Annotated in this window: 22 protein-coding genes and 1 tRNA gene; 18 read left to right on the top strand and 5 right to left on the bottom strand. The window is 47.0% G+C overall.

Annotated elements, in window-relative coordinates:
* Positions 1 to 5: 5 nt before the first annotated feature.
* Both maiA and fahA read right to left on the bottom strand, forming a co-directional pair.
* A complete protein-coding gene (gene maiA, locus P253_RS07680) occupies positions 6 to 644 on the bottom strand; it encodes a maleylacetoacetate isomerase (protein ID WP_016659374.1) in 639 nt (212 codons plus the stop codon).
* A complete protein-coding gene (gene fahA / locus P253_RS07675) occupies positions 631 to 1,941 on the bottom strand; it encodes a fumarylacetoacetase (RefSeq protein WP_016659373.1) in 1,311 nt (436 codons plus the stop codon). Before fahA ends, maiA begins: the two co-directional genes overlap by 14 nt.
* Before the next feature lie 296 nt (positions 1,942 to 2,237).
* On the opposite strand from fahA, the gene P253_RS07670 reads away from it, so the two are divergent.
* Positions 2,238 to 3,305, top strand: a complete 1,068-nt coding sequence (locus P253_RS07670; RefSeq protein ID WP_016659372.1) for an RNA-guided endonuclease InsQ/TnpB family protein — start codon at positions 2,238 to 2,240, stop codon at positions 3,303 to 3,305.
* 62 nt (positions 3,306 to 3,367) lie between these two features.
* The gene (locus P253_RS07665; protein ID WP_016659371.1) at positions 3,368 to 4,144 is read left to right on the top strand and encodes an IclR family transcriptional regulator; all 777 of its coding nucleotides are present in this window, start codon (positions 3,368 to 3,370) and stop codon (positions 4,142 to 4,144) included.
* A 106-nt stretch (positions 4,145 to 4,250) separates the two neighbouring features.
* On the opposite strand, the gene P253_RS07660 is transcribed toward P253_RS07665, so the two are convergent.
* A tRNA-Arg gene (locus P253_RS07660) sits at positions 4,251 to 4,326 on the bottom strand.
* Positions 4,327 to 4,411: 85 nt separating this feature from the next.
* Positions 4,412 to 5,767: an amino acid permease gene (locus tag P253_RS07655; protein ID WP_034597873.1), complete on the bottom strand. Its 1,356-nt coding sequence runs from the start codon at positions 5,765 to 5,767 to the stop codon at positions 4,412 to 4,414.
* A 328-nt stretch (positions 5,768 to 6,095) separates the two neighbouring features.
* On the opposite strand from P253_RS07655, the gene prpF reads away from it, so the two are divergent.
* Together prpF and P253_RS07645 are read left to right on the top strand one after the other, a co-directional pair.
* Entirely contained in the window at positions 6,096 to 7,286 is a 1,191-nt protein-coding gene (gene prpF / locus P253_RS07650; RefSeq protein ID WP_016659370.1) for a 2-methylaconitate cis-trans isomerase PrpF, read from the top strand.
* Between the two features lie 208 nt (positions 7,287 to 7,494).
* Positions 7,495 to 8,403 carry a farnesyl diphosphate synthase gene (locus P253_RS07645; RefSeq protein ID WP_016659369.1) on the top strand — a complete coding sequence of 303 codons (909 nt, stop codon included), beginning with the start codon at positions 7,495 to 7,497 and terminating at the stop codon, positions 8,401 to 8,403.
* Positions 8,404 to 8,439: 36 nt separating this feature from the next.
* Here the strand turns inward: P253_RS07645 and P253_RS07640 are convergent, their stop codons facing one another.
* Positions 8,440 to 8,796: a hypothetical protein gene (locus tag P253_RS07640; RefSeq protein WP_016659368.1), complete on the bottom strand. Its 357-nt coding sequence runs from the start codon at positions 8,794 to 8,796 to the stop codon at positions 8,440 to 8,442.
* A 470-nt stretch (positions 8,797 to 9,266) separates the two neighbouring features.
* Here P253_RS07640 and ndhC point away from each other — a divergent pair, with 470 nt between their 5' ends.
* From ndhC to upp, 14 genes are all read left to right on the top strand, one after another.
* The gene (gene ndhC, locus P253_RS07635; protein ID WP_005179655.1) at positions 9,267 to 9,812 is read left to right on the top strand and encodes an NADH-quinone oxidoreductase subunit A; all 546 of its coding nucleotides are present in this window, start codon (positions 9,267 to 9,269) and stop codon (positions 9,810 to 9,812) included.
* Positions 9,813 to 9,818: 6 nt separating this feature from the next.
* Positions 9,819 to 10,496 (top strand): NuoB/complex I 20 kDa subunit family protein, encoded by a 678-nt coding sequence (locus P253_RS07630; protein ID WP_005179652.1) that lies wholly within the window; start codon positions 9,819 to 9,821, stop codon positions 10,494 to 10,496.
* 87 nt (positions 10,497 to 10,583) lie between these two features.
* A complete protein-coding gene (nuoC, locus tag P253_RS07625; RefSeq protein WP_005179647.1) occupies positions 10,584 to 12,371 on the top strand; it encodes an NADH-quinone oxidoreductase subunit C/D in 1,788 nt (595 codons plus the stop codon).
* A gap of 14 nt (positions 12,372 to 12,385) precedes the next feature.
* Positions 12,386 to 12,895, top strand: coding sequence for an NADH-quinone oxidoreductase subunit NuoE (gene nuoE / locus P253_RS07620; protein ID WP_005179645.1), 510 nt, complete (start codon positions 12,386 to 12,388; stop codon positions 12,893 to 12,895).
* Positions 12,892 to 14,223: an NADH-quinone oxidoreductase subunit NuoF gene (nuoF, locus tag P253_RS07615; RefSeq protein WP_005179643.1), complete on the top strand. Its 1,332-nt coding sequence runs from the start codon at positions 12,892 to 12,894 to the stop codon at positions 14,221 to 14,223. The genes nuoE and nuoF overlap by 4 nt, the downstream gene beginning before the upstream one ends.
* Positions 14,224 to 14,234: 11 nt before the next feature.
* Positions 14,235 to 16,913 (top strand): NADH-quinone oxidoreductase subunit NuoG, encoded by a 2,679-nt coding sequence (nuoG, locus tag P253_RS07610; RefSeq protein ID WP_005179641.1) that lies wholly within the window; start codon positions 14,235 to 14,237, stop codon positions 16,911 to 16,913.
* 3 nt (positions 16,914 to 16,916) lie between these two features.
* Positions 16,917 to 17,918: an NADH-quinone oxidoreductase subunit NuoH gene (nuoH, locus tag P253_RS07605; RefSeq protein WP_005179637.1), complete on the top strand. Its 1,002-nt coding sequence runs from the start codon at positions 16,917 to 16,919 to the stop codon at positions 17,916 to 17,918.
* Positions 17,919 to 17,934: 16 nt separating this feature from the next.
* Positions 17,935 to 18,477, top strand: coding sequence for an NADH-quinone oxidoreductase subunit NuoI (nuoI, locus tag P253_RS07600; RefSeq protein WP_005179629.1), 543 nt, complete (start codon positions 17,935 to 17,937; stop codon positions 18,475 to 18,477).
* The gene (gene nuoJ / locus P253_RS07595) at positions 18,477 to 18,995 is read left to right on the top strand and encodes an NADH-quinone oxidoreductase subunit J (protein WP_171065113.1); all 519 of its coding nucleotides are present in this window, start codon (positions 18,477 to 18,479) and stop codon (positions 18,993 to 18,995) included. Before nuoI ends, nuoJ begins: the two co-directional genes overlap by 1 nt.
* Entirely contained in the window at positions 18,995 to 19,303 is a 309-nt protein-coding gene (gene nuoK, locus P253_RS07590) for an NADH-quinone oxidoreductase subunit NuoK (RefSeq protein ID WP_005179622.1), read from the top strand. Before nuoJ ends, nuoK begins: the two co-directional genes overlap by 1 nt.
* Positions 19,300 to 21,195: an NADH-quinone oxidoreductase subunit L gene (gene nuoL / locus P253_RS07585; protein ID WP_016659367.1), complete on the top strand. Its 1,896-nt coding sequence runs from the start codon at positions 19,300 to 19,302 to the stop codon at positions 21,193 to 21,195. Before nuoK ends, nuoL begins: the two co-directional genes overlap by 4 nt.
* A gap of 1 nt (position 21,196) precedes the next feature.
* The gene (gene nuoM / locus P253_RS07580; protein WP_016659366.1) at positions 21,197 to 22,810 is read left to right on the top strand and encodes an NADH-quinone oxidoreductase subunit M; all 1,614 of its coding nucleotides are present in this window, start codon (positions 21,197 to 21,199) and stop codon (positions 22,808 to 22,810) included.
* A 3-nt stretch (positions 22,811 to 22,813) separates the two neighbouring features.
* The gene (gene nuoN, locus P253_RS07575; protein ID WP_005179615.1) at positions 22,814 to 24,307 is read left to right on the top strand and encodes an NADH-quinone oxidoreductase subunit NuoN; all 1,494 of its coding nucleotides are present in this window, start codon (positions 22,814 to 22,816) and stop codon (positions 24,305 to 24,307) included.
* A 122-nt stretch (positions 24,308 to 24,429) separates the two neighbouring features.
* On the top strand, positions 24,430 to 25,065 hold the full coding sequence (gene upp, locus P253_RS07570; protein ID WP_005179614.1) for a uracil phosphoribosyltransferase: 636 nt from the start codon (positions 24,430 to 24,432) through the stop codon (positions 25,063 to 25,065).
* Positions 25,066 to 25,113 lie beyond the last annotated feature (48 nt).

The raw sequence follows: 25,113 nt of genomic DNA, 5'->3' as shown, positions 1-25,113 counted from the left end.
GAATCTTAGGCGGCATCTGCCTGTGCTTCGGGTGCGGCCTGTTGAAATGCAGGCAGGGTGAGACAATGGCTATAAATCGCGGCAATTTTTGGGAAGTCGGTTAAATTGACATGAAAGCGCTGGGCGTTATAGACCTGTGGAATCAGGCAGCAGTCTGCAAAAGTGGGCTGATCGCCAAAACAGAAACGGCCATTGGAATCGGTCAATTGTGCTTCCAGACTCTGAAAGCCCAAAGTCACCCAATGCTGATACCATGCCGTTTTCTGTTCATCGCTGAGTTGTAGCGTTCCGCTTAAATATTGCAGCACGCGCAGGTTATTAATCGGATGAATATCGCAGGCAATGCTCTGGCAAAAGGCGCGGATTTTGGCGCGTTGCTGTAGATCGGCCGGTAACAGGGCTGGCTGCGGATATTTTTCTTGCAGATATTCCAGAATGCTCAGCGACTGGCTCAGCTGAAAATCATCCTCCACCCAAGCCGGAATCAGGCCGCTTGGGTTGATTTGACGATAGGCAGGCTGATGCTGTTCACCGCCATTGTTTAGCAAATGTACCGGAATAATCTCAGCTTTTAATCCCTTCAAGTTCAGCGCAATCCGCACCCGGTAAGCAGCTGAACTGCGAAAATAACTATACAGTTTCATGGGCAGCATCCTGCACTTCATCTGTGGCAAAGTTAAATTGCACTGCAGGCAAGACAGTGCCGCTGACTTCACCAAAGCCAATACGCAGGCCATCTTTTTCACAGTAACCTTTCATGATCAGCGTGTCGCCATCTTCTAGGAAACCACGCTGTTGACCGTTGGCCAAAGTTAACGGTTTGCTGGTGTTCCAGGTCAGTTCCAGCAAGGAGCCATAAGAATCCGGCGTTGGACCAGAAATGGTGCCGGAACCCATTAAATCGCCAACCTGAACATTACAGCCTGAAACAGTGTGATGGGTCAGTTGCTGTGCCATCGACCAGTACATATATTTAAAGTTGGTCTGGCAGATCACATCGCTCTGTTCCGATTGTGCGGCTTTGAGCTCAACCGACAAATGGATGTCATAGCTGTTATCGACCTGTTCTTCACGTAAATAGGCCAGGGGACGTGGCTCTTGCACCGGGGTACGGGTTTTAAACGGTTCCAGCGCCTCCATGGTCACAATCCATGGTGAAATGGATGAAGCAAAGGTCTTGGCATTAAACGGCCCTAAAGGCACATATTCCCATTGCTGGATATCACGTGCTGACCAGTCATTGAACAGCACCATGCCAAAAATATGCTCCCAAGCATTCTCAATCGAGATGGGTTCACCCAGTTTGTTGGGTTTGCCAACAATAAAGCCGGTTTCCAGTTCAAAATCGAGTTTACGGCAAGCCGAGAAAATTGGACGTTCGGCATTCGGTAACTTGATCTGGCCGGATGGACGTACCACCGGTGTACCACTCACCACCACAGAACTGGCGCGGCCGTTATAACCGACCGGTAATTCTGACCAGTTTGGTAGCAGGGCATTCTTCGGATCACGGAACATGCAGCCAACATTGGTGGCATGTTCTTTAGAGGAATAGAAATCGGTATAGCCCGGAATATGTACCGGCAGATGCATATGCACTTCTGCCTGAGCGAAGAAAGCCTGCGCACGTAAACTGTCATTGTCACGTAATGTCGGGTTGTCAGCAGACAACAGGCTTTGTAATTCCTGACGGATTTTGCGCCAGTTGTGTTGACCTGATTCAATAAATTTATTCAGGGTTGGCTGATTAAAATAACTTTCGCCGGCCTGAATGCTGAGAAAACCGTTCGCTTCCAGCACAGCCAAATCCACCACCCATTCACCTAAGGCTACCCCAATACGGCGATGGCCCGTTGGGCTTTCGCTAAATACGCCATACGGCAGGTTCTGAATCGGGAAATCTGAATGTGCTGCAACGTCTACAAATGCTTGCTGAGTCATATGGGGTTCCTGCATATCTCGATGAAAACGGTCCAGTGTTTTCGATCTGGGGGAGTGATCTGGATCACTTGATTTTTGTCATAAATCTCATCATACTCATTTTTATTAATTACACAATAGTTAATTAAATTACGAATATCGTAAAAATGTAAATAAAAGAATTCTGCAGAGATGCATTTATCAAATGAAGCGTAAACCTCTGTCTTTCAGGTCAGAGATATAAGCGACACGACATGAAATGTCGTTTAATTGCTAAAAAACAATATTTCAAGCCTAATATGAGCTAATATAAGCCCATGAAAACACTTAAATTACGTATAAAAGACAAACATTGTAAGGTGCTAGACCAATTGGCATCTGAAGTTAATTTTGTCTGGAACTATGTCAATGATTTGTGTTTCAAACACCTACAGCGCAAACAACAATTCTTTTCAGCATACGATATTGCTAAATACACGAAAGGCGCATCAAAGGAATGTAATCTTCATAGCCAAACCATTCAGGCTGTAACAGAAGAATTGGTCACTCGCAGAAAACAGTTCAAAAAATCAAAATTGACATGGCGTGTCAGTAATAAGAAATCAGCAAGAAGATCACTAGGTTGGATACCCTTTAAAAAGGTCGCTATTAAATACGCCGATGGATACGTTCAGTATGGCAAGCATCAATTCAAGCTATGGGATAGTTACGGACTATCGAAATACAGCATTAAAACAGGCTCATTTGTAGAGGATAGTCGTGGACGTTGGTATGTCTGCTTAGTGGTTGATTCACCCAAACAAGACAAACCTACCGCCACAAAAGCCGTGGGTATTGATCTAGGCTTAAAAGATATTGCTACTTGTTCAGATGGTACGATCATTTCCAATCCCAAGTTCTACCATCAATATGAACAGAAATTAGGGATTGCTCAGAGAGCGAGAAATAAAAAGCGTGTCCGTGCATTACACGCCAAGATTGCAAACTGTCGTAAAGACCATTTGCACAAGGCTAGCACCCAGCTGGTGAAAGACAATGCACTGATTGTCGTTGGTGATCTAAGTGCGAACAAACTTGTAAAAACTAAAATGGCGAAATCTGTTTTAGATACAGGATTTTCAGCACTCACAACCATGCTCAAGTATAAATGCGAGAACGCAGGGGTCATGTTTGAGGAAGTCAACGAGAGATTCACAACCCAAACCTGTTCGAGCTGCGGTGCAATCACCGCAAGCAGTCCGAAAGATAGAGCAGATTTGCGAATAAGAGTATGGGAATGTGAATGCGGAAGTGTAAATCAACGCGATTTAAACTCCGCCAAGAACATACTTGCGCTTGGGCATAAGCGTCTAGCAGTAGGAATCTCCCTCCTTTCAGGTGGGTGAGGATGTCAAAAATCAGAACAGCACGCTAAAATGCTCGGTGTTTACAGGAGAGTAAAATTCTTATGTCAGAAAAGAATCAGGTGGGCGTGCAATCTTTAGAGGTGGGTTTAACCGTGCTGGATGCGCTGATGACCTATCGTCATCCGGTCATGCTCAAAGATTTATCTGAAAAACTGGCCATGCATCCGGCCAAGGTGCACCGTTATATGGTCAGTCTGGTACGTATGAATTATGCCAAGCAGCTGGAAGATGGTCGTTATGCACTGGGCGATCAGGCTTATCGTTTTGGTCTGAGCTGTATCCAGCGCAGTGACAGTCTGCAGGCGGCACAGGCACAGATTAATGAACTGCACCGGCATTTGGATTGTGGATTGCAGATTAGCAAATGGACGACGCAAGGCCCACTGATTGTACAGTGGCTGGAGCCGAATCAGCCAGTTTCGGTAATTACCCGTGTCGGTTCGATCATGCCGATGCTGAATTCGGCCACCGGCCGGGCTTATGCTGCGTTTATGCCGGAAGCATTGGTGCGACCTTTGCTGGAAAAAGAATGGCAGCAGCATCAGGCACAGCAGAAAGTGGTCTATCCGCAGAACTGGGATGAATTTTTAACTTTAAAACAGCAGATTCTAAGTGAAGGTGTGGCCACGGTCGCAGGCGATTTGCTGGCCGGAATTCATGCGATTTGTGTGCCGGTATTAAATCAGCACCATGAAATTGAATATGCGATTTCGGTGTTGGGCACTGCTTCGGATTTGCCGCTGGATATGCAGCATCCAAAAATCCAGTATTTAAGAGAGATGGCAGCACATTTAAGCGCACAGTTACAGCCGATTTAAAATGGTGGGGGGAATTCGCCAAGGCAGCTACGCGAGTTGCTTCATCTCGGTGAAGTGCTGAAGATAAAAAAGGAAGGAGATGCGCCTTCCTTTTTTATAGATACGATGGTGTGCCCTGCGGGACTCGAACCCACGCCGGTCGCTTAGGAGGCAACTGCTCTATCCAGTTAAGCTAAGGGCACAAAACGCCCTTAATTTAGCTGAAAAAAAGCTGAAAAAAAAGTTATTACCGAAGTAATAACTTTTTCTTTTGTCAGTAAAAATAACTTAGCTGTTTTTTTGTTTTAGCAATTTAAACAGACCCCACATCAGCACAATCCAGACCGGAATCATATACACCGATTCGCTAAAGCCTTGGGTCCACATAATGTACAGGATGGTGGCAATAAACAGCAGCACAATCACGTTACCCACAGGTGACCACAGTGCAGGGAAAGAGGTGGTTTGACCTGAGTTTTTCATGGCCTGAATAAACTTCAGGTGGGTCAGGGTAATCATGGCCCAGTTCAGTACCAAGGCACCGACCACAATATAAATCAGGTGGCTTAAAGCATCTTCCGGTACAAAGTAGTTCAACAATACACAGCCAAAAATCAGCAGGGCAGAGAACAGCACCGCAGGAATTGGCACGCCTTGCTTGTTCACTTTCAGGAATACTTTTGGCGCATTGCCTTGTTGGGCCAGACCGAACAGCATCCGGCTATTGGCATACATACCACTGTTATAAACCGACAGCGCCGCCGTTAAAATAATAAAGTTCAGCAGATGTGCCGCCCAGCCAATGCCTAACTGGCTAAAGATCATCACGAATGGGCTTTTATCCAGACCGCCCAGTTCCAGCTGATTCCATGGCACTAACGACAGTAAAATCGTCAATGAACCAACATAGAAAATCAGGATACGGAACACCACCTGATTGATGGCTTTGGGAATGGTCTTTTTCGGATCCTGCGCTTCTGCTGCTGCCATACCAATTAGCTCGATCCCGCCAAAGGCAAACATCAGGAAGGCCAGCATGAAGAATAAGCCTTCAAAGCCGTGCGGGAAGAATCCGCCATGGCTCCAGAGGTTGCTAAATGAAGCAGTCGAGTTGGCATCTGCGGTCAACAGGAGGTACAGACCAAAAATGATCATCGATACTACTGCGGCCACTTTAATAATTGCCAGCCAGAATTCTGATTCCCCATAAAATTTTACATTGCCGAGGTTGATCAGGGTAATGACAATAAAGAAAAACAGGACCGAGGACCAGGCCGGAATATGCGGCCACCAGTAGTTAATATATTTGGCGACAGCGGTGAGTTCGGTCATGGCGACCAGAATATATAAAATCCAGTAATTCCAGCCGGCCAGGAAGCCAGGGAATTTCCCCCAATAGCGATAAGCAAAATGGCTGAAAGAACCTGCAACCGGTTCATGAACAATCATTTCGCCCAGTTGGCGCATAATTAAAAATGCAATCAAACCCCCAATCGCATAGCCTAAAATAATAGAGGGACCTGCGGATTGGATGACTTGAGCGGAACCTAAGAATAAGCCAGTACCAATCGCGCCGCCCATGGCGATGAGTTGGATATGACGGTTCTTTAAGCCACGCTGAAGTTGAGAAGACTCGTTGTTCAAAGTGTTCAGCCCGACAATGTATAATAAGTGGCGCGATTGTAATAGATAGTTGCAAATTAGCCTAGTAGATCACCAGTCGCTTCAGAACAGCTCATAAAATCGAAAAATGGTCATTTTTTTGAAACAATAATTGAATCAAGATATTAATTTTATTGGCTATATTTTTTTAGGCTTGAAAATTTCAAGTCTGCAGCCAAAGATTTGGGTAAATTTTATACTTAAGTCCAGTTCACCTGATTTTTTAAGCAAAAGACGTTATCATTTAAAGCAAGCAAAAACCTTGCTTTGGATTATGTAATACAACGAAAAATCAAAGGATTAGATAAGAATGCGCTGCGCTCCACAAATTAAAATTGCAGCCACCTATATGCGTGGCGGTACTAGTAAAGGTGTCTTTTTCAAATTAGATGACTTACCAGTCGAAGCGCAAGTGCCTGGAAAAATTCGTGATCAGCTACTGCTACGGGTCATTGGCAGCCCGGACCCTTATGGCAAGCAGATTGATGGCATGGGCGGCGCCACTTCCAGTACCAGTAAAACCGTGATTCTGGCCAAAAGCAGCCAGCCGGAGCATGATGTCGATTATCTATTTGGTCAGGTGGCAATTGATCAGTCTTTTGTGGACTGGAGCGGTAACTGTGGCAACCTGACTGCTGCGGTGGGTGCCTTTGCCATCAGTCAGGGCTTGGTGGATGCCGATAAAATTCCAGAAAACGGTCTGTGTACCGTACGCATCTGGCAGAAAAATATTCAGAAAACCATTATCGCGCATGTGCCAATCACCGATGGTCAGGTGCAAGAAACCGGTGATTTTGAGCTGGATGGTGTGACTTTTCCGGCAGCAGAAGTACAAATTGAATTTTTAGATCCGGCCGATGATGACGAAGAGGGCGGGGCCATGTTTCCGACCGGCAATGTGGTGGACACCTTTGTGGTGCCGGATGTTGGTACTTTTCAGGCGACCTTTATTAATGCTGGTATTCCGACCATCTTTTTAAATGCCGATGAAATTGGCTATAGCGGTACCGAATTGCAGGATGACATTAATAGTAATCCGGAGGCGCTGGCGCGTTTTGAAAAAATCCGGGCTTATGGTGCCAAGCAGATGGGGCTAATTGATGATGTAGCGGAAGCAGCAAAACGTCAGCATACTCCAAAAATTGCTTTTGTCGCGCGTCCACAGAACTATACTGCATCAAGTGGTAAAAATATTCAGGCTGAAGATGTCGATTTGCTGGTGCGTGCCTTGTCGATGGGTAAACTGCATCATGCCATGATGGGCACTGCTGCGGTGGCCATTGGGACAGCTGCTGCCGTGCCGGGGACCTTGGTGAATCTGGCTGCTGGTGGTGGCGAGCGTGAAGCGGTGCGTTTTGGCCATCCTTCCGGGACTTTACGCGTCGGCGCGCAAGCGGTACAGGAAAACGGTCAGTGGCAGGTGAAAAAAGCGGTGATGAGCCGTAGTGCGCGGGTGCTGATGGAAGGCTGGGTACGTGTACCGGCCGAGGTGCTGGAATAACGCTGACTTTATCTTGCCTGAATTAATGAATTCGCCTCTATGTTCAATAGGGGCGTTTTTTTATGGGTTGAGATTGAAAGCTGAAAAATTGAAATATCCGCTTGTCTGTAGTTAAGGCTTAAAAAAACTTAAATTAGAGGTACAATGCGGACAGGGGGTTGGCCAGTGACGGCTAACAATCTTATAGAACAACCAATTCGAGGCAAATGTGTCATCTCTCACTGACGTCCCTGTAACCGTGTTGACTGAAGCGCAACAACGTATCCAACAAGATTTATTGACGGCCTTAGACGCTTTTGCCATTCCTGAGCCTTTAAAAGGGGCGGTCTATCATGCGGTGATGCTGGGTGGAAAACGCGTGCGTCCGGCCTTGTGTTATGCCACAGCAGCCTTAAAACCGAATACCAATATGGCGGCAGTGCGCCGTGCGGCGGTGGCGATTGAGCTGATTCACTGCTATTCGCTGGCGCATGATGATTTGCCTTGTATGGACAATGATTTGCTGCGCCGTGGCCAGCCGACCTGTCATGCTGCTTTTGGTGAAGATACGGCACTGTTGGCGGGTGATATTTTGCAGTCAATGGCCTTTGAGGTATTGGGCAGCCGTCTGTATGATCAGGGGGCGGCAGTAGATGCGGCAATTGTGCTAAAGCAGATGCAGATTCTGGCGACCGCGTCTTCCAAGATGGTGTGCGGACAGGTGCTGGATTTACAGGCCGAAGGCAAACAGGTTGATCAGGCTGCGTTAGAAACGATTCATCGCAATAAAACCGGTGCTTTAATTTCTGCGGCGATTATGATGGCCGCGGTAGCGATTTTTGAGGGTACCGATCGCGCGATTCCACAACTGCGCGAATATGGGCAGGTGATTGGTCTGGCCTTCCAGGTCCAGGATGATATTCTGGATATTATTTCTGATACTGAAGTGTTAGGCAAAACTGCCGGGAAGGATGAACAGGTGGAGAAATCGACCTATCCGGCATTGATGGGGCTGGAGCAGGCACAGGCTTATGCCACAGATTTGCATGATCAGGCTTTGCAGGCGCTAGACTATTTTGCTGAAGATGCCGCCGCATTAAGAGCCATTTCACAATTTTTGTGGCAACGTAAAAGTTAATTAAAAAAGCGTGTTGTCAAAACACGCTTTTTTGTTTTATTCCTGGATTTTGGCATCCGGAGCAATCAGGGCTTTGCCTTTCTTAAGGCCTTCTAGCGCAGCTTGATTAAAGTCAAACAGCAGCTTATTGTCTTTGGCATCAATACTGTAGCGGCTAATCAGTTTCTGGTCACCGTCCAGGGTATCCACCGTGTATTCATCGGCAATATTTAAAATACCATCGAGGTTAATGCTGGCTGAAGCTTTGTCCTGACGGAACAGCTCGTAAATATCTCGTAAATCGAAAATGGCATTGTTTGCGTCTGGATGTTTCTCAATATAATTTTCAATATGACGCATAATTAGCTGGGCAAAGAGAAAGTACTCAGGATGATGGGTAAATCTTAAGCTCATGTATGTACTCCTTATTATTGAAATTTATAGTTCTTCTTAGGAATACCATAAGCCTTCAGATTGATGAAGCCTTAAGCGCTTTAAATTGCAAAAATATACAAATCACGCCGGCATTCAGGCGCAGAATAAGATCATCATTTTAATTCGGTGTAAATGAAGCCGAATACGGCTGGCAGGATTGGCCATTGCAAATTTAGTGATCAATAACAGCGACTCACGCAAAATTTTGGAAAAATTAATAAATAAACACATCTTGATTTAGTAAAGCGATTATGGCCTGTAGGGGCCAACAGAATGGTGCTCTGGCATTTGTTTCGCGGAAAAATCATCCGAAAGACTAAGGCTTATAAGCTAGCAAGTGAAATCATAAATCAGGTACAATTGGCGGGATTAATTTTGTGTTTGGTGTATTTGAAGGCCAATACATACATTCTTTGTTAATAAATAGGCCTGCCAGGAGTTATCCCCGCATGAGTGCCATTACTCCATACGAATGGGCAATTATTGCCTTCGTGATCGGCGTTACATTTTTATGCGTCTTTATGCTCACTGTCCCGTTACTCCTAGGGGGTAAATCATGGGGCCGTGCCAAGCAGGAGCAGTTTGAGTCAGGTGTTGTGAGTGCAGGTGGTGCACGCATTCGCTTGTCTGCCAAGTTCTATTTAGTTGCGATTTTCTTCGTTGTGTTCGACTTAGAAGCCCTCTATCTCTACGCATGGGCAGCTTCTGTTCGTGAAGTAGGCTGGGTTGGTTTTGCAACTGCTGCTGTATTTATTTTAGTTTTACTCGTTGGTTTGATTTACGAACTGTCAACTGGTGCACTGAACTGGGCTCCATCTGACAAGCGTAAAGCTGCAGGGATTAAACCTAAAATCGGTTCACCAAATATGGATCTTGCAGAAATTACCCGCTTTAACTCAATTGAAGAGCTGGTAATCGACCCTACTGGTCAAATTCCTGCTCAATCTGCTGGTCATGTGAAAAAATCACAGGCTATATCATCTGATAAGGAGTAACTCGGGATGAAATATACCTTAACCCGTGCGAATCCGGATGCTGATCAATATCCACTTCAGGAGCGCCAGATCGTTACCGATCCGCTTGAAGAAGAAGTGAATAAAAATGTGTTCATGACTCGTTTAGAAGACTTGGCACATACAGCAGTAAACTGGGGGCGTAAGAACTCAGTTTGGCCGTTTAACTTTGGTACATCTTGCTGCTACGTAGAGTATGCAACGACTTTAACCGGCGTGCATGACTTGTCACGTTTTGGTGCCGAGGTTATTCGTGCTTCACCTCGTCAGGCCGACCTCATGATTGTCGCCGGTACCTGTTTCGTGAAAATGGCCCCAGTAATCCAGCGTTTGTACGAGCAAATGCTTGAGCCAAAATGGGTCATCTCAATGGGTGCATGTGCAAACTCAGGCGGTATGTACGATATTTATTCGGTTGTACAAGGTGTGGATAAAATCATTCCTGTCGATGTGTATATCCCAGGTTGCCCACCACGTCCTGAAGCCTTAATTCAGGCATTAATGTTGTTGCAAGACCAAATTCAATTAGAGCGCCGTCCGCTGTCTGCGGTGATTGGTGATGATCTTAAGCCAGTGTATAAGCCAAAGATGATGCCAGAACGTGACCGTAAGCAAGCACAGCGTATTGCGGTGAAAAACCTGCGCTCTATGGATGAAATTAAATAATTTAAGCGACAAAATCGTGGTGCACCCGTTATGGGTGTAGTTGTCGTTTAGGTTGACTGAATTTGTATTAAATAGGAAGCCAAGCCAATGGCTGAAACTGACATTGCTATGCCAGAATCAACAGCAGTTGATTCCCGCCCAGCATTTGCAATTGTAGAAGAGCTCAAAACCAAATTTGGTGAGAACTTCTATGTGCAAACGACTTTTGAAGATTTTCCAACGGTCTGGGTTGAGCGCGCACGCGTACAAGAAGTCTTGATGTTCTTGCGTACAGTGTCACGTCCATACGTGATGCTGTTTGACCTGTCTGCGGTAGATGAGCGTTTACGTACGCACCGCGACGGATTGCCTGCATCTGACTTTACCGTGTTCTATCACCTGTTGTCGTTAGAACGTAACAGCGATATCCGTGTCAAAGTTGCGCTAAATGAGAACGATCTGAATATTCCGACTGCGACCAATATCTGGCCAAATGCCAACTGGTACGAGCGTGAAGCTTACGATATGTTCGGCATTAACTTCGAAGGGCATCCAATGCTCCGTCGTATCTTGCTGCCAACCTATTGGGAAGGTCACCCGCTGCGCAAGGAATATTCTGCACGTGCCACTGAATATACCCCGTATATGCAGAACCAGGCCAAGCAGGATTTTGAACAGGAACACTTACGTTTTGTACCGGAAGACTGGGGTCTGACCCGTGGTAACGAAGACGAAGACTTCATGTTCCTGAACTTAGGTCCTAACCACCCATCTGCGCACGGTGCGTTCCGTGTCATCTTGCAGCTGGATGGTGAAGAAGTAAAAGACTGTGTACCCGACATCGGCTACCACCACCGTGGTGTGGAAAAAATGGCTGAGCGTCAAACCTGGCACTCATTCATTCCGTATACCGACCGTGTCGACTACCTCGGTGGTTGTGCGCAAAACATGCCGTATGTGATGGGTGTGGAGCAGCTGGCCGGTATTCAGGTGCCAGAGCGTGCACAATGTATCCGTGTGATGATGTCGGAACTGTTCCGTATCAATAACCACTTGCTTTATATCGGTACAGCAATTCAGGATGCCGGCGGTATGACCCCAGTATTCTATATGTTCGCCGACCGTCAGAAGATTTATGACGCGATTGAAGCGATCACCGGTTACCGTATGCACCCAGCCTGGTTCCGTATTGGCGGTACCGCGCATGACCTTCCAAACAACTGGCAGCACCTGATCCGCGAGATTCTGGAGTGGATGCCAAAACGTCTGAAGGAATACCATACTGCAGCGCTGAAAAACTCGGTGTTTGAAGGCCGTACCCGCAATGTAGCGCAGTACGATGCAAAATCTGCATTGGCCTGGGGTGTGACAGGTACCGGTTTACGTGCAACAGGTATCGACTTTGACGTACGTAAATACCGTCCATACAGCGGCTATGAAAACTATGACTTCGAAGTGCCGGTGGAGTACGAAGGTGATGCCTATGCGCGTGTCATCGTTCACTACCGCGAAATCGAACAGTCTTTAAAAATCATCAAGCAGTGCTTGGATAACATGCCATCTGGTCCATATAAAGCGGATCATCCTCTGGCTGTTCCACCACCAAAAGACAAGACATTACAAGATATTGAAACCCTGATTACGCACTTCTTGAGCGTGTCTTGGGGGCCTGTCATGCCGGCAGGTGAAGCATCTGTAATGGCAGAAGTGGTGAAAGGGGCATCGAACTACTACTTGACTTCAGACAAGTCAACCATGAGTTATCGTACCCGTATCCGTACACCAACCTTCACGCACTTACAGCAAATTCCTTCGGTGATTAACGGCAGTCTGGTCTCTGACTTGATTATTTATTTAGCGACAATTGATGTCGTAATGGCTGACGTGGATCGCTAAGGGGTAAACGCATTATGATGATTTTGACTGATAAAAAGCCACGTGTGAATGTTGAAGGGATTTTAACTGCGGATGAAATCCACGAAATCGAACATCACATTGGTCACTATCCGTACCCACGTGCAGCATCTCTGGATGCGCTGAAGTGTGTACAACGCCGTAATGGCTGGATTGATGACGCACAGCTCAATGCGATTGCTCAACTGCTTTCAATCAGTGTTGCTGATTTAGAAGGGGTAGCAACGTTCTATAACCGTATTTACCGTCAACCGGTAGGTCGTCACGTTATTCTTTTGTGTGACTCTATCGCGTGCTTCTTGATGGGGGCGGAAACTTTGGCAGAAGCGTTCCAGCGCGAGCTTGGTATTCAGTTTGGTCAAACGACTGCAGATGGTCGTTTCACTTTGCTGCCAATCTGCTGTCTGGGCAACTGTGACAAAGGTCCAACGTTAATGATTGATGAAGATACTCACGGTCTGGTTGAAGTGACATCAATTAAACAGTTATTGGAGAAGTATGTATGAATACCGAACCAAAACCAATTTATGGCGACGGTAACCCAGAAACTCATCCATTAACTTGGCGTTTGAGTAAACAAGAGCATGTTCGTAATGCAGATGATTACGAAGCGCTTGATGGTTATGCCGGCTTCAAAAAAGCCATTAGCATGACACCGGCTGAAGTGCTGGATGTGGTGAAAGCTGCAACCGTTAAAGGTCGTGGTGGTGCAGGCTTCCCGGCAGGCATCAAATGGTCGCTGATGGCGCCAAATGACAATTCAGGTCCACGTTACCTGATCTGTAATGCCGACGAAATGGAACCGGGTACTTTCAAAGACCGTTTGTTGATGGAAAAACTTCCACATCAATTGATTGAAGGTATGCTGATTGCGGCTTATACACTGGAAGCGACTCACGGCTATATCTTTATCCGTGGCGAGTACATCGAAGCTGCACAATACTTAAATGAAGCAATTGAGCAGATTCGTGCCAAAGGTTACCTGGGTGACAACATCCTGGGTTCTGGCTGGAACTTCGAGCTGTATGTGCACACCGGCGCGGGTCGTTATATCTGTGGTGAAGAAACTGCACTGATTAACTCGCTGGAAGGTCGCCGTGCCAATCCGCGTACCAAACCGCCATTTCCGCAAGTTGCAGGGGCGTGGGGTCGTCCTACGATTGTCAACAACGTAGAAACCTACAACAACTTGCCAGCTATTTTGTTACGTGGTCCTGAGTGGTACATCAACCTGTCTGCGGGTAAATCGAAAGATCCAGGTACGAAAATTTACGGTGCATCAGGTAAGGTGAAATTCCCGGGTCTTTGGGAACTGCCTTTTGGTACCACTGCACGTGAAGTGATTGAAGAACATGCCGGTGGTATGCGTGACGGCCTGAAGCTGAAAGCATGGTTACCGGGTGGTGCATCAACAGACTTCTTGGCTGCTGAGCACATTGACCTGCCAATGGATGCAGAAAGCATCATGAAAGCGGGTTCACGTTTAGGTACCTGTCTGCTGATGGTGGTCGATGAAACCCAATGTATGGTTTCAGCAACCCGTAACTTAGAAGAATTCTTTGCGCGTGAATCATGTGGCTGGTGTACACCTTGCCGTGATGGTTTACCGTGGGCGGTGAAAGCACTGAAAGCACTCGAAGATGGTACGGGTACGAAAGAAGACATCGATCACTTACAGGAACTGACCCGTAAGCTTTGGATTGGTAAAACTTTCTGTGCACACGCACCAGGTGCGATGGAACCGTTAATGGGCGCACTCAAATATTTCCGTGGCGAGTTTGAAGCGAAAGTGGTGAATGCCGCAGCTCAGACCAGCAACGTAGAACAAGCTTAAGGAATTCGACTATGGCTACAATTCATGTCGATGGAAAATCGTATGAAGTCAACGGCTCAGAAAACTTGCTGCAAGCTTGTTTAAGCCTTGGCATCGACATCCCATATTTTTGTTGGCATCCATCCTTAGGTTCTGTCGGTTCTTGCCGTCAATGTGCTGTGACGCAATACGCGAATCCTGAAGATACGCGTGGTCGTCTGGTCATGTCATGTATGACGCCTGCTGCTGACAATACCTACATCTCGATTGAAGACAAAGAAGCAAAAGATTTCCGTGCTTCTGTTGTTGAATTCTTGATGACCAACCACCCACACGACTGTCCGGTCTGTGAAGAAGGTGGTCACTGTCATTTACAGGATATGACTGTAATGACGCAACACGACCGTCGTCGTTACCGTTTCACCAAGCGTACGCATTACAACCAGGAACTGGGTTCGTTTATTGCGCACGAGATGAACCGCTGTATCGCATGTTACCGTTGTGTGCGTTACTACAAAGACTATGCTGGTGGTACCGACTTTGGCGTATATGCCAACGCATCACGTGTGTACTTCGGTCGTCCAGAATCAGGGACTTTAGAATCTGAATTCTCGGGTAACCTGACTGAGGTCTGCCCAACAGGTGTATTCACCGACAAAACTCACTCTGCACGCTACAACCGTAAGTGGGACATGCAGTATGCGCCAAGCGTATGCCAAGGCTGTTCTTCAGGCTGTAACATTTCTCCGGGTGAGCGTTATGGTGAACTGCGTCGTGTAGAAAACCGTTTCAACGGTGAAGTGAACCAGTACTTCCTGTGTGACAAAGGCCGTTTCGGTACCGGTTATGTAAACCGTGAAGATCGTCCGCGTCAGCCACAATTCCGTGATGGTCAAAATGTCACGACTGTGTCTGTCGATCAGGCATTAGACACCGTGATTGAGAATCTTCAAGGCAAAAAAGTGCTGGGTATTGGTTCGCCACGTGCATCACTTGAATCGAACTTTGCACTGCGCGAACTGGTTGGTCAGGACAACTACTCAACCGGTATGTCGCAAAAAGAGCAAAGTCTGGTGGAACTGGCGGCATCAATCATGCAAACCGAAGGTGTTTACAACCCGGGTATGCGTGAAATTGAAAGCTATGACGCCGTGTTAATTCTGGGTGAAGACCTGACACAAACTGCACCACGTATGGCTTTATCTGTTCGTCAAGCGGCGAAAAACAAAGCCAAAGAAATGGCGGCAGAGCGTCGTACTCAAGAATGGCTGGCTGAGCCAGTACAACGTATTGCGCAAGATGCGAAATCTCCGATTTACATTCTGGCTGCAACACAAACCCGTCTAGCAGATGTAGCAACTGGTGAAGTGGTTGCATCTCCAAATGACATCGCGCGTTTAGGCTTTGCTATTGCAGCTGGCGTAAAAGGCGAAGTGATTACCGGTTTAGATGACGATGCCAAAGCATTTGCGCAAACCATCGCAGATACCTTAAAAGCGGCGAAGAAGCCTTTAATCATCTCTGGTACAAGCTTACAAGACGCTGCCATCATGGAAGCTGCGGCTCAAGTGGCTCAAAACCTTGGTAATGCAGGCTTAACATTGACTGTTCCTGAAGTGAACTCAATGGGCTTGGCGATCTTTGGTGGTCAGAGCTTGGAGCAAGCCTTTGCACAAGACTATGACACTGTGATTGTGGTGGAAAATGACCTTTACCGTCGTTTACCAGCGGCTCAGGTCGATGCTGCACTTGCAGGTAAAGACATTATTGTGCTGGACCACTCTGAAACTGCGACTGTGGCGAAAGCAGACATCGTACTTTCAGCAGCAAGCTTCGCTGAAGGTGATGGTACTGTGGTATCGCAAGAAGGCCGTGCACAGCGTTTCTATCAAGTGTATGACCCAAGCTACTACAAGCCGGAACTGGCGATTAAAGAATCTTGGCGCTGGTTACATGCCCTTGAAACTGGCATGAAAGGTAAAGCGATTTCATGGACCTTGCTGGATGATGTGATCGAGTCTGTAGCGAAAAACGTACCGGCATTAGAAGGTATTTTAGACGTTGCACCAGATGCGGGCTTCCGTGTCCATGGTCTGAAAGTGGCACGTGAACCACGTCGTTACTCAGGCCGTACTGCCATTCGTGCACCGCTTTCGATTCACGAACCAAAACAGCCGACCGATGTCGATTCTGCATTAACTTTCTCGATGGAAGGTTATGTCGGTAATCAGACGCCATCTGCACTGGTGCCATTTGCGTGGTCTGCAGGCTGGAACTCGCCACAGGCCTGGAACAAATTCCAGGACAACGTGGGCGGTCACTTAAAAGGTGGTGATTCAGGCGTACGTTTATTCGACCGTTTACCAAAACGTCCAGCACGTAGCTTCGTAGCACCAAGCCCTGTATTGGCCAATCCGGACAGCTTCCGTTTGGTGCCAATGCATCATATTTTTGCGTCAGGTGAATTCACCATTAAAACACCAGCGATGGAATCACGTATTCCTGAAGCCATGTTTGCCGTGGGTGAACAGGATGCAAGCCGTTTGAACCTGAAAGATGGTCAGAAGATCACTGTGAAAGCAGGCGAGACTTCAATTGTTCTTCCAGTTCAAGTGATTGAATATTTACCTACAGGTTATATTGGTTACCCAATTGGTCTAGCACCGACGGTATCTCTTGCTGAGCCTGTGTCAGTCGCGGTAGGAGTATAATTCATGGAACAAGAATTAATGCGTCAAACACCGCTTTGGGCTGAGAACTGGCCAATTGCCTATTCAGTCATTCAAGCGATTGTGATCTTGCTGGTTGTGGTACTGGTTGCAGCATTAATGTCATTTATCGAGCGTCGTCTGCTCGGTTTATGGCAAGACCGTTATGGTCCGAACCGTGTAGGTCCGGGCGGTATGTTCCAGATTGTCGCCGACATGCTGAAAATCATGTTCAAAGAAGACTGGACACCAAAATTCGCTGACAAGCTGACTTTCCGTATGGCACCTGCAGTTGCAATGGCAACTGCGGTACTGTCGTTCATGGTTATTCCTGTATCACCGTATTTAGGTGTGGCAGACATGAGCATCGGCCTGCTGTTCTTTATGGCAATGGCGGGTATTGCAGTCTATGCGGTTCTGTTTGGTGGCTGGTCATCAAATAACAAATATGCATTGCTGGGTGGTCTACGTTCTGCAGCGCAAACCATTTCTTATGAAGTGTTCCTGGGTATTTCCCTGATGGGTGTGGTGGCAATTGCCGGCTCATTCAACATGCGTGAAATTGTAGAAGCACAGCAAGACGTCTGGTTTGTAATTCCTCAGTTCTTGGGCTTCTTGATTTTCGTGGTTGCAGGTGTTGCGGTAACGCACCGTCACCCGTTTGACCAACCAGAAGCAGAACAGGAATTGGCAGAAGGTTATCACGTCGAATACGGCGGTATGAAATGGGGGATGTTCTTCGTTGCGGAATACGTCAACGTGGTGCTGATCTCTGCGCTGATCGTGACGTTATTCTTCGGTGGCTGGTTAGCGCCATTCGGTCTTGATTTCTTACCTCCAGCATTCTGGTTCATTATCAAAACAGCATTCTTTGTAATGATGTTCGTTCTGGCACGCGGTTCTTTAATGCGTCCACGTTATGACCAGGTAATGAACTTTGGCTGGAAAATTTGCTTGCCATTAGCGTTGGTGAACCTGCTGGTTACTGGCGCGGTTATCTTGTGGTAAGGGCAGGGAGAACAAAATGTATAAGTTTCTAGCTGGATTTGGGTCAATCGTGCGCTCGTTGTGGATGGTGTTCAGCCACGCAACCCGCAAACGTGACACCATTTTATATCCGGAAGTGCCAGCCGAAGAAATCGTACCACCGCGTTTCCGTGGTCGTATCGTGCTTACACGTGACCCAGATGGCGAAGAGCGCTGTGTTGCCTGTAACCTGTGTGCCGTTGCGTGTCCAGTGGGCTGTATTTCACTGCAAAAAGCAGAGCAGGAAGATGGTCGTTGGTATCCGGAATTTTTCCGTATCAACTTCTCTCGCTGTATCTTCTGCGGTATGTGTGAAGAAGCCTGCCCGACAACTGCAATTCAGCTGACACCAGACTTTGAATTGGGTGAATATGTTCGTCAGGACCTGGTCTATGAAAAAGAACACTTGCTGATTTCAGGTCCGGGTAAATATCCTGACTATAACTTCTACCGTGTAACCGGTATGGCAGTTACAGGTAAAGACAAAGGTCAAGCACAAAAAGAAAGTGCACCTGTTGATGTACGGAGTCTATTACCATGATGTGGCCGTTTTATTTGATGGCACTCGTGGCCATTATCTCTACTGTTCGTGTTGTCACCAACACGAACCCAGTACATGCGTTACTGAGCTTGATCGTGTCATTACTTGCTGTTGCAGGGATGTTCATGATTGTGGGTGCACCGTTTGCCGGTGCCCTGGAAATTATTGTGTATGCCGGCGCGATCATGGTGTTATTCGTGTTCGTGGTGATGATGTTGAACTTGGGTCAGCAAACTGTTGAACAAGAGAGCAAATGGCTCAACTCATCTGCATGGGCATATCCAGCATTAATGAGCTTCTTGATGGGTCTGGTTCTGGTATGGATGCTTGCATCGGATTACTCCAGCACGCCAGCTGTCATGGGAACCGAAATTGTTGGTCCTAAAGAAGTCGGTCAAGCACTCTTTACTCACTATTTATTATTGGTTGAAGTTGCCGCGATGTTATTGCTAGCAGCCCTGGTTGCAGCATTCCACTTAGGTAAACGTGAACCAGGTGCAGAAGAGGAAAAACAATAATGGGCAACATCCCTTTAGAACATGGTTTGATCGTTGCAACCATTCTTTTTGCACTGGGTTTTTACGGTGTAATGGTGCGACGCAACCTGTTATTCATTTTAATGAGCCTTGAAATCATGATGAACGCAGCAGCACTTGCGTTCGTTCTGGCGGGTAGTGCCTGGGTACAACCAGATGGCCAGATCATGTTCATCTTGATTCTGACGCTGGCTGCGGCAGAGGCGTGTATCGGTCTTGCGATCGTCCTTCAGTTCTATCATCGCTTCCATCACCTGGATGTGGATGCTGCTAGTGAGATGCGCGGATGAGTTATTTATATTTAACAATTTTGTTCCCGCTAATCGGTTTTATTATATTAGCGGCAGGGCGTCACAATCTTCCTGAGAAAGTTGCGGCGATTATCGGGGTAGGGGCAGTTGGTCTATCGGCATTATTTGCCCTGATTGCCGGCCTTGACTTTGTCAATAACGGTAAAGAACTTTACGTTCAGCATTTGTGGACGTGGTTTAGCGTGGGTGATTTTGCCCCAGGCATCAGCTTGCAGCTTGACGGCTTATCGTTGCTGATGATGGGCATGATTACCGGTGTTGGTTTCCTGATTCACATCTTCGCATCTTGGTATATGCGTGGTGAGGAAGACTTTGCACGTTTCTTCTCTTACTTCAACCTGTTCGTAGCCAGCATGTTACTGCTGGTACTGGGCGATAACCTGGCGTTATTGTTCTTAGGTTGGGAAGGCGTAGGTCTGTGTTCTTACCTGTTAATCGGTTATTACTACCAGAACCCGGCCAACGGTTTTGCTGCCATTAAAGCATTTACCGTAACGCGTGTTGGTGATGTATTCCTGCTGATTGCACTGTTCTTACTGTACCAACAGTTCGGTACCCTGAATACACAGTACATCGTTGAGAATGCTGCTGCGGTTATGACCCAAAGCTCATCAATTACCATCTGGACAGCCTTAATGTTGTTCCTGGGTGCTGCCGGTAAATCTGCGCAAATCCCGTTACAAACCTGGTTGGCAGATGCGATGGCAGGTCCGACGCCAGTATCTGCGTTAATCCACGCGGCAACCATGGTGACTGCGGGTGTTTATCTATGCTGCCGTATGTTCAGCGTATTTGAACTTGCACCAGAAGTGATGATCTTCATTTCTATTACCGGTGCAGTAACCTTGCTGGTGGCTGGTTTTGCAGCGCTGGTTCAAACCGACATCAAACGTATTCTGGCTTACTCAACCATGAGTCAGCTCGGTTATATGTTTATGGCCGTGGGTGCTGAAGCGTACCAGGCAGGTCTGTTCCACATGCTGACTCACGCATTCTTCAAGGCATTATTATTCTTGTCTTCAGGTGCAGTGATTCTGGCTTACCATCACGAACAAAACATCTTCAAGATGGGCGGTCTGTTCTACAAGAACAAATTCCTGTTTGCATGTTTCGCGATTGGTGGCGGTGCCTTGGCAGCCATTCCATTCCTGACCATCGGCTTCTTCTCTAAAGATGCGATTCTGGCCGCGGTGTGGACACAAAGTCACTTAGCTGGCGTACCAGTCTTCAATACACTGTATTGGGTGGGTGTTGCAGGTGCGTTCTTAACGTCTATTTATACTTTCCGTTTAATCTGGGTAGTATTCTTCGGCAAAGAAAACACGCCTTATCATGAAATCAAAGGCATTACTTACTGGGCTCCACTGGCAATTCTGGCAGTGCTTTCAACGGGTCTGGCGATTGTGCTGAAAGCACCAGTGATGAGCATTCTGGATGCTGCACAAATTCCAGCCTTCATTATTCCTGAAGCGCTTGAAGCCGGTGCACATGGTGCTGAATACATCGCGATTGGGGTTGCTTTGGCAGGTCTTGCTGTTGGCGTGGTGCTGTTTGCGTTTGCTTACAATGCCGTAAAAGGCTTTGCTCAGACTTCTCTGGGTTCAGGTCTGGCCAATATCTGCCGTAATGCACTTGGTTTCGATGCGTTGTATGACATCGTATTCGTGAAGCCTTACCTGCTTATCGCTAAAATTTTAGGTCGCGATCCGATTGATGGCTTGTGGCTGGTGCTTCCTGCAATTGTTAAAGCAGGCAACAGCTTTACCAGTTCACGTCAAACCGGTTCATTGCGCGAATACGCCTCTAGTATGGCCCTCGGTGTTGTTGTTTTACTGCTGGTCGTGGTCGTGACTCAGGTCGTGGGGAAATAAGATGGAAGCTCCAAACAATATCATTTTACCCGCACTGATCCTCGTTCCGTTCATTGCAGGTTTTATTTGTTGGATCGTCGACAAGCTCGACGACAAACTGCCGCGCTATATTGCGCTGGTGGGTATGCTGGTAACGCTGGGTCTGACCCTGGCGTTATGGCAATCAGGTACGTATCAATATGAATTGGGTGCACAGGTTCCAAGCTGGGCTGCCCAATTCCAGTTGCCTTGGATTCAAACCCTGGGCATTAACATTCACCTGGCGGTAGATGGCTTATCATTACTCATGGTTGGCCTGACAGCGCTGCTGGGTATTTTGGCCGTCGGCTGTTCTTGGGGTGAAATCCAGAAGAACGTGGGCTTCTTCCACCTGAACCTGTTATGGTCTTTAGGTGGCGTAATTGGTGTATTCCTGGCGATTGACCTGTTCCTGTTCTTCTTCTTCTGGGAGATGATGCTGGTTCCAATCTACTTCCTGATTGCGCTTTGGGGGCATAAAGGGGCAGATGGTAAATCGCGTGTTTATGCAGCAACCAAGTTCTTCATCTATACACAGGTTGCAGGTCTGATCATGCTGATCGGTATCCTGGGGCTGGTGATTTACGGTTACATGCTGTCAGGTACCATCTCGTTCAACTACCACTATCTGTTAGCGGTGGCGAATACGCTTGATGCACAGTTACCAGCAGTGGCTTATGCCTTCATGATCTGTATGTTCATCGGCTTTGCGGTAAAACTTCCAGTTTTCCCGTTACACGGCTGGTTACCAGATGCCCACGCACAGGCACCAACAGCAGGTTCTGTTGACCTTGCAGGTATCTTGATTAAGACTGCAGCGTACGGTTTACTCCGTTTTGTGATTCCATTCTTCCCGGCGGCTTCTGCACAGTTTGCAGACATCGCGATTATTTTCGGTTTAATTGGTATTTTCTACGGCGCTTGGTGTGCCTTCCAGCAAACCGATATGAAACGCCTGTTGGCTTATACCTCTATTTCGCACATGGGCTTTGTGTTACTGGCGATTTACGCAGGTAATATCCTGACTTACCAAGGCTTAATGATCATGATGCTGGCACATGGCTTGTCATCTGCTGCATTGTTCATTATGTGTGGTCAGGTCTATGAACGTGTGCATACCCGTGACATGCGTCTGATGGGTGGTATTCGTGGTCAATTCCCGTATCTGGCCTTCTTCCTGATGTTCTTCGTGGCAGCATTGGTCGGTATCCCGGGTCTGGGTAACTTTATTGGTGAATTCCTGATTCTGATGGGTTCATTCAACCAGTTCCCTGTATTTACAATTATTGCTGCAGTGAGTCTGGTGTTTGCAGGTCTTTATGGTCTGATCCTGATTCACAAAGCATTATTTGGTACACCAAACGAAGAGCAAAAACAGCATTACAGCAATCTGTTAAAAGATCTGGATGCGCGTGAAATTGTGATTCTGTTAATTTGTGCCGTTGGTCTGTTATGGCTTGGTCTGTATCCACAAAGCTTCCTTGATATTTCCAATTCAAGCATGGCGTGGTTAGCAAACAGCTACATTCCAGTTCAAGAGCTAGTTGACGTGACCGAACAGGTAAGCACTCAACTCGAAAATGTGGAGATCCAATAAGTCATGAACTTCACAATGTCATTTTCCGAGCTTATGCCATTAGCTCCTGTGATGATCGTGGCTTTAACTGCGATCGTCGTGATGATTCTCACCGCAATCAAGCGTAACCATAACCTGATTGCGACAGCATCTGTAGTGGGCTTAAACCTTGCTGCAGCGTATATTCTGCTCTCATTATTCGGTGGTGCTTTTGCACCAGCGAATGTCATGGGCATGTTTATGATTGATCAGTTCACACTGGTTTATCAGTTACTGATCCTGGTTGCTGCACTGGCTTGCTGTACCTTGTCACATGCTTATATTGAAAGCTATAAAGACAATCGTGAAGAGCTGTACATCCTGATGTTGTCCTCAGTTGCAGGCGCAATGCTCATGGTGGCAAGCTCGCACTATGCTTCATTCTTCATCAGCCTGGAATTGATGTCGATTCCGGTGTATGGCTTGTTAGCCTATACGCATCAGCGTTCGAAGTCTTTAGAAGCAGGGGTGAAATACCTGGTACTTTCAGCCACCGCATCTGCGATGTTGCTGATGGGTATGGCGTATATTTATGCCTACACCGGTTCACTGTCATTCTATGACTCTGTACAGGCGCTTATGCAGAACCTGCACCAGCCACTGGTCATTTTAGGTATTGCCTTAATTATCTTTGCGGTTGCATTCAAACTGTCTTTGGCACCATTCCACAAATGGACACCAGATGTGTATGCGGGTGCTCCAGCACCAATCGCGACCTTCCTGGCAACGGCTGCCAAAGTGGCGACCATTGGTTTGTTCGTACGTTACTTGCTGACTTCAGGTGCCATCCTGCAAGAATCAGTTATTACACTGCTGACCATTATTGCCGTACTGTCGATTGTGGTCGGTAACTTCCTGGCAGTACGCCAAGTGAACTTGAAGCGTGTCCTGGCATACTCTTCAATCGCACACTTCGGTTATCTGCTGATTGGTCTGATCAGTCTGACTTATGCCAGCTTGGGTAATGTGACTGTTTATGTGATTACCTATGTATTAACCACGATTGGTGCTTTCGGTGCCGTAGCGTTAATGTCGAGTCCATATAACAACACTTCAGAAGCAGAAAGTCTGGCTGAATACCGTGGTCTGTTCTGGCGTCGTCCAGTGCTGACTGCTGTATTAACCGTGATGATGCTGTCTCTGGCCGGTATTCCACTGACTGCAGGCTTTATTGGTAAGTTCCTGATTGTCATGGCTGCGGTAACAACCCAGCACTGGTTCCTGGCAGCGATGATTATTGTCGGTTCGGGTATTGGTCTGTATTACTATTTACGTGTGATGGTGGTGATGTATATGACTCCGCCAGAAACACCAAAAATGGATGCAGTCGATCACTGGGGTCAACGCGTTGGCGGGATCATGGTTCTGCTGGCTGCACTGGCGGTATTGGTGATTGGTGTTTATCCGGATCCAATTATCCAGATGGCACTTGAAGCCGAGATTTTATCTCCAATTCACTTCATGCTGTCTCAGCAATAATCTTGAAAAAGAGAATTGTCTAGCAAAAAGCCCTCAATATTTGAGGGCTTTTTTGTTTTTATCAGGGTCAAAAAATGATTATAATAGACGGAATTTTATCTTAACCTTTTAGGTGTTCTCCCGTGGCTATCCATGAAATTCGTCATCCGCTCATTCGTCATAAACTCGGTTTACTGCGTCGTGCAGATATCAGCACTAAAAACTTCCGCGAGCTGGCGCAAGAAGTGACCATGCTGTTGACCTATGAGGCGACCAAAGATTTGCCAATGGTCGAGCATGAAATTGACGGCTGGAATGGTGCGGTCACGGTAGACCGTATTGCCGGTAAAAAAATTACTGTAGTGCCAATTTTACGTGCTGGTATTGGCATGCTGGATGGTTTCCTGAACCTGATTCCAAGTGCCAAAGTTTCTGTACTGGGCTTAGAACGTGATGAAGAAACGCTGGAAGCACGTACCTACTATAAAAAACTGGTGCCAGATGTACAAAACCGTATTGCCATGATCATTGATCCAATGCTGGCCACCGGTTCATCTTTAGTGGCGGCGATTGATGTGTTAAAAGCCAGCGGCTGTAAAGATATTCGCGTGATGGTGCTGGTGGCTGCGCCAGAAGGCATTCAGCGTGTAGAGGAAGCGCACCCGGATGTGGTAATTTTCACTGCCTCTGTGGATCAGGGCCTGAATGAAAATGGCTATATCGTACCGGGCCTGGGTGATGCCGGTGACAAAATTTTCGGTTCCGTGCAAAAAGACTGATTTTGCCAGTGAACAGAGAAGGGGCTTTTATAGCCTCTTTTTTATATA

Origin of the sequence: Acinetobacter indicus CIP 110367, assembly GCF_000488255.1 — a bacterium.
GTDB lineage: Bacteria > Pseudomonadota > Gammaproteobacteria > Pseudomonadales > Moraxellaceae > Acinetobacter > Acinetobacter indicus.
The sequence above is the reverse complement of the archived record's forward strand: the minus strand, read 5'-3'. Positions and strand labels throughout refer to the sequence as shown.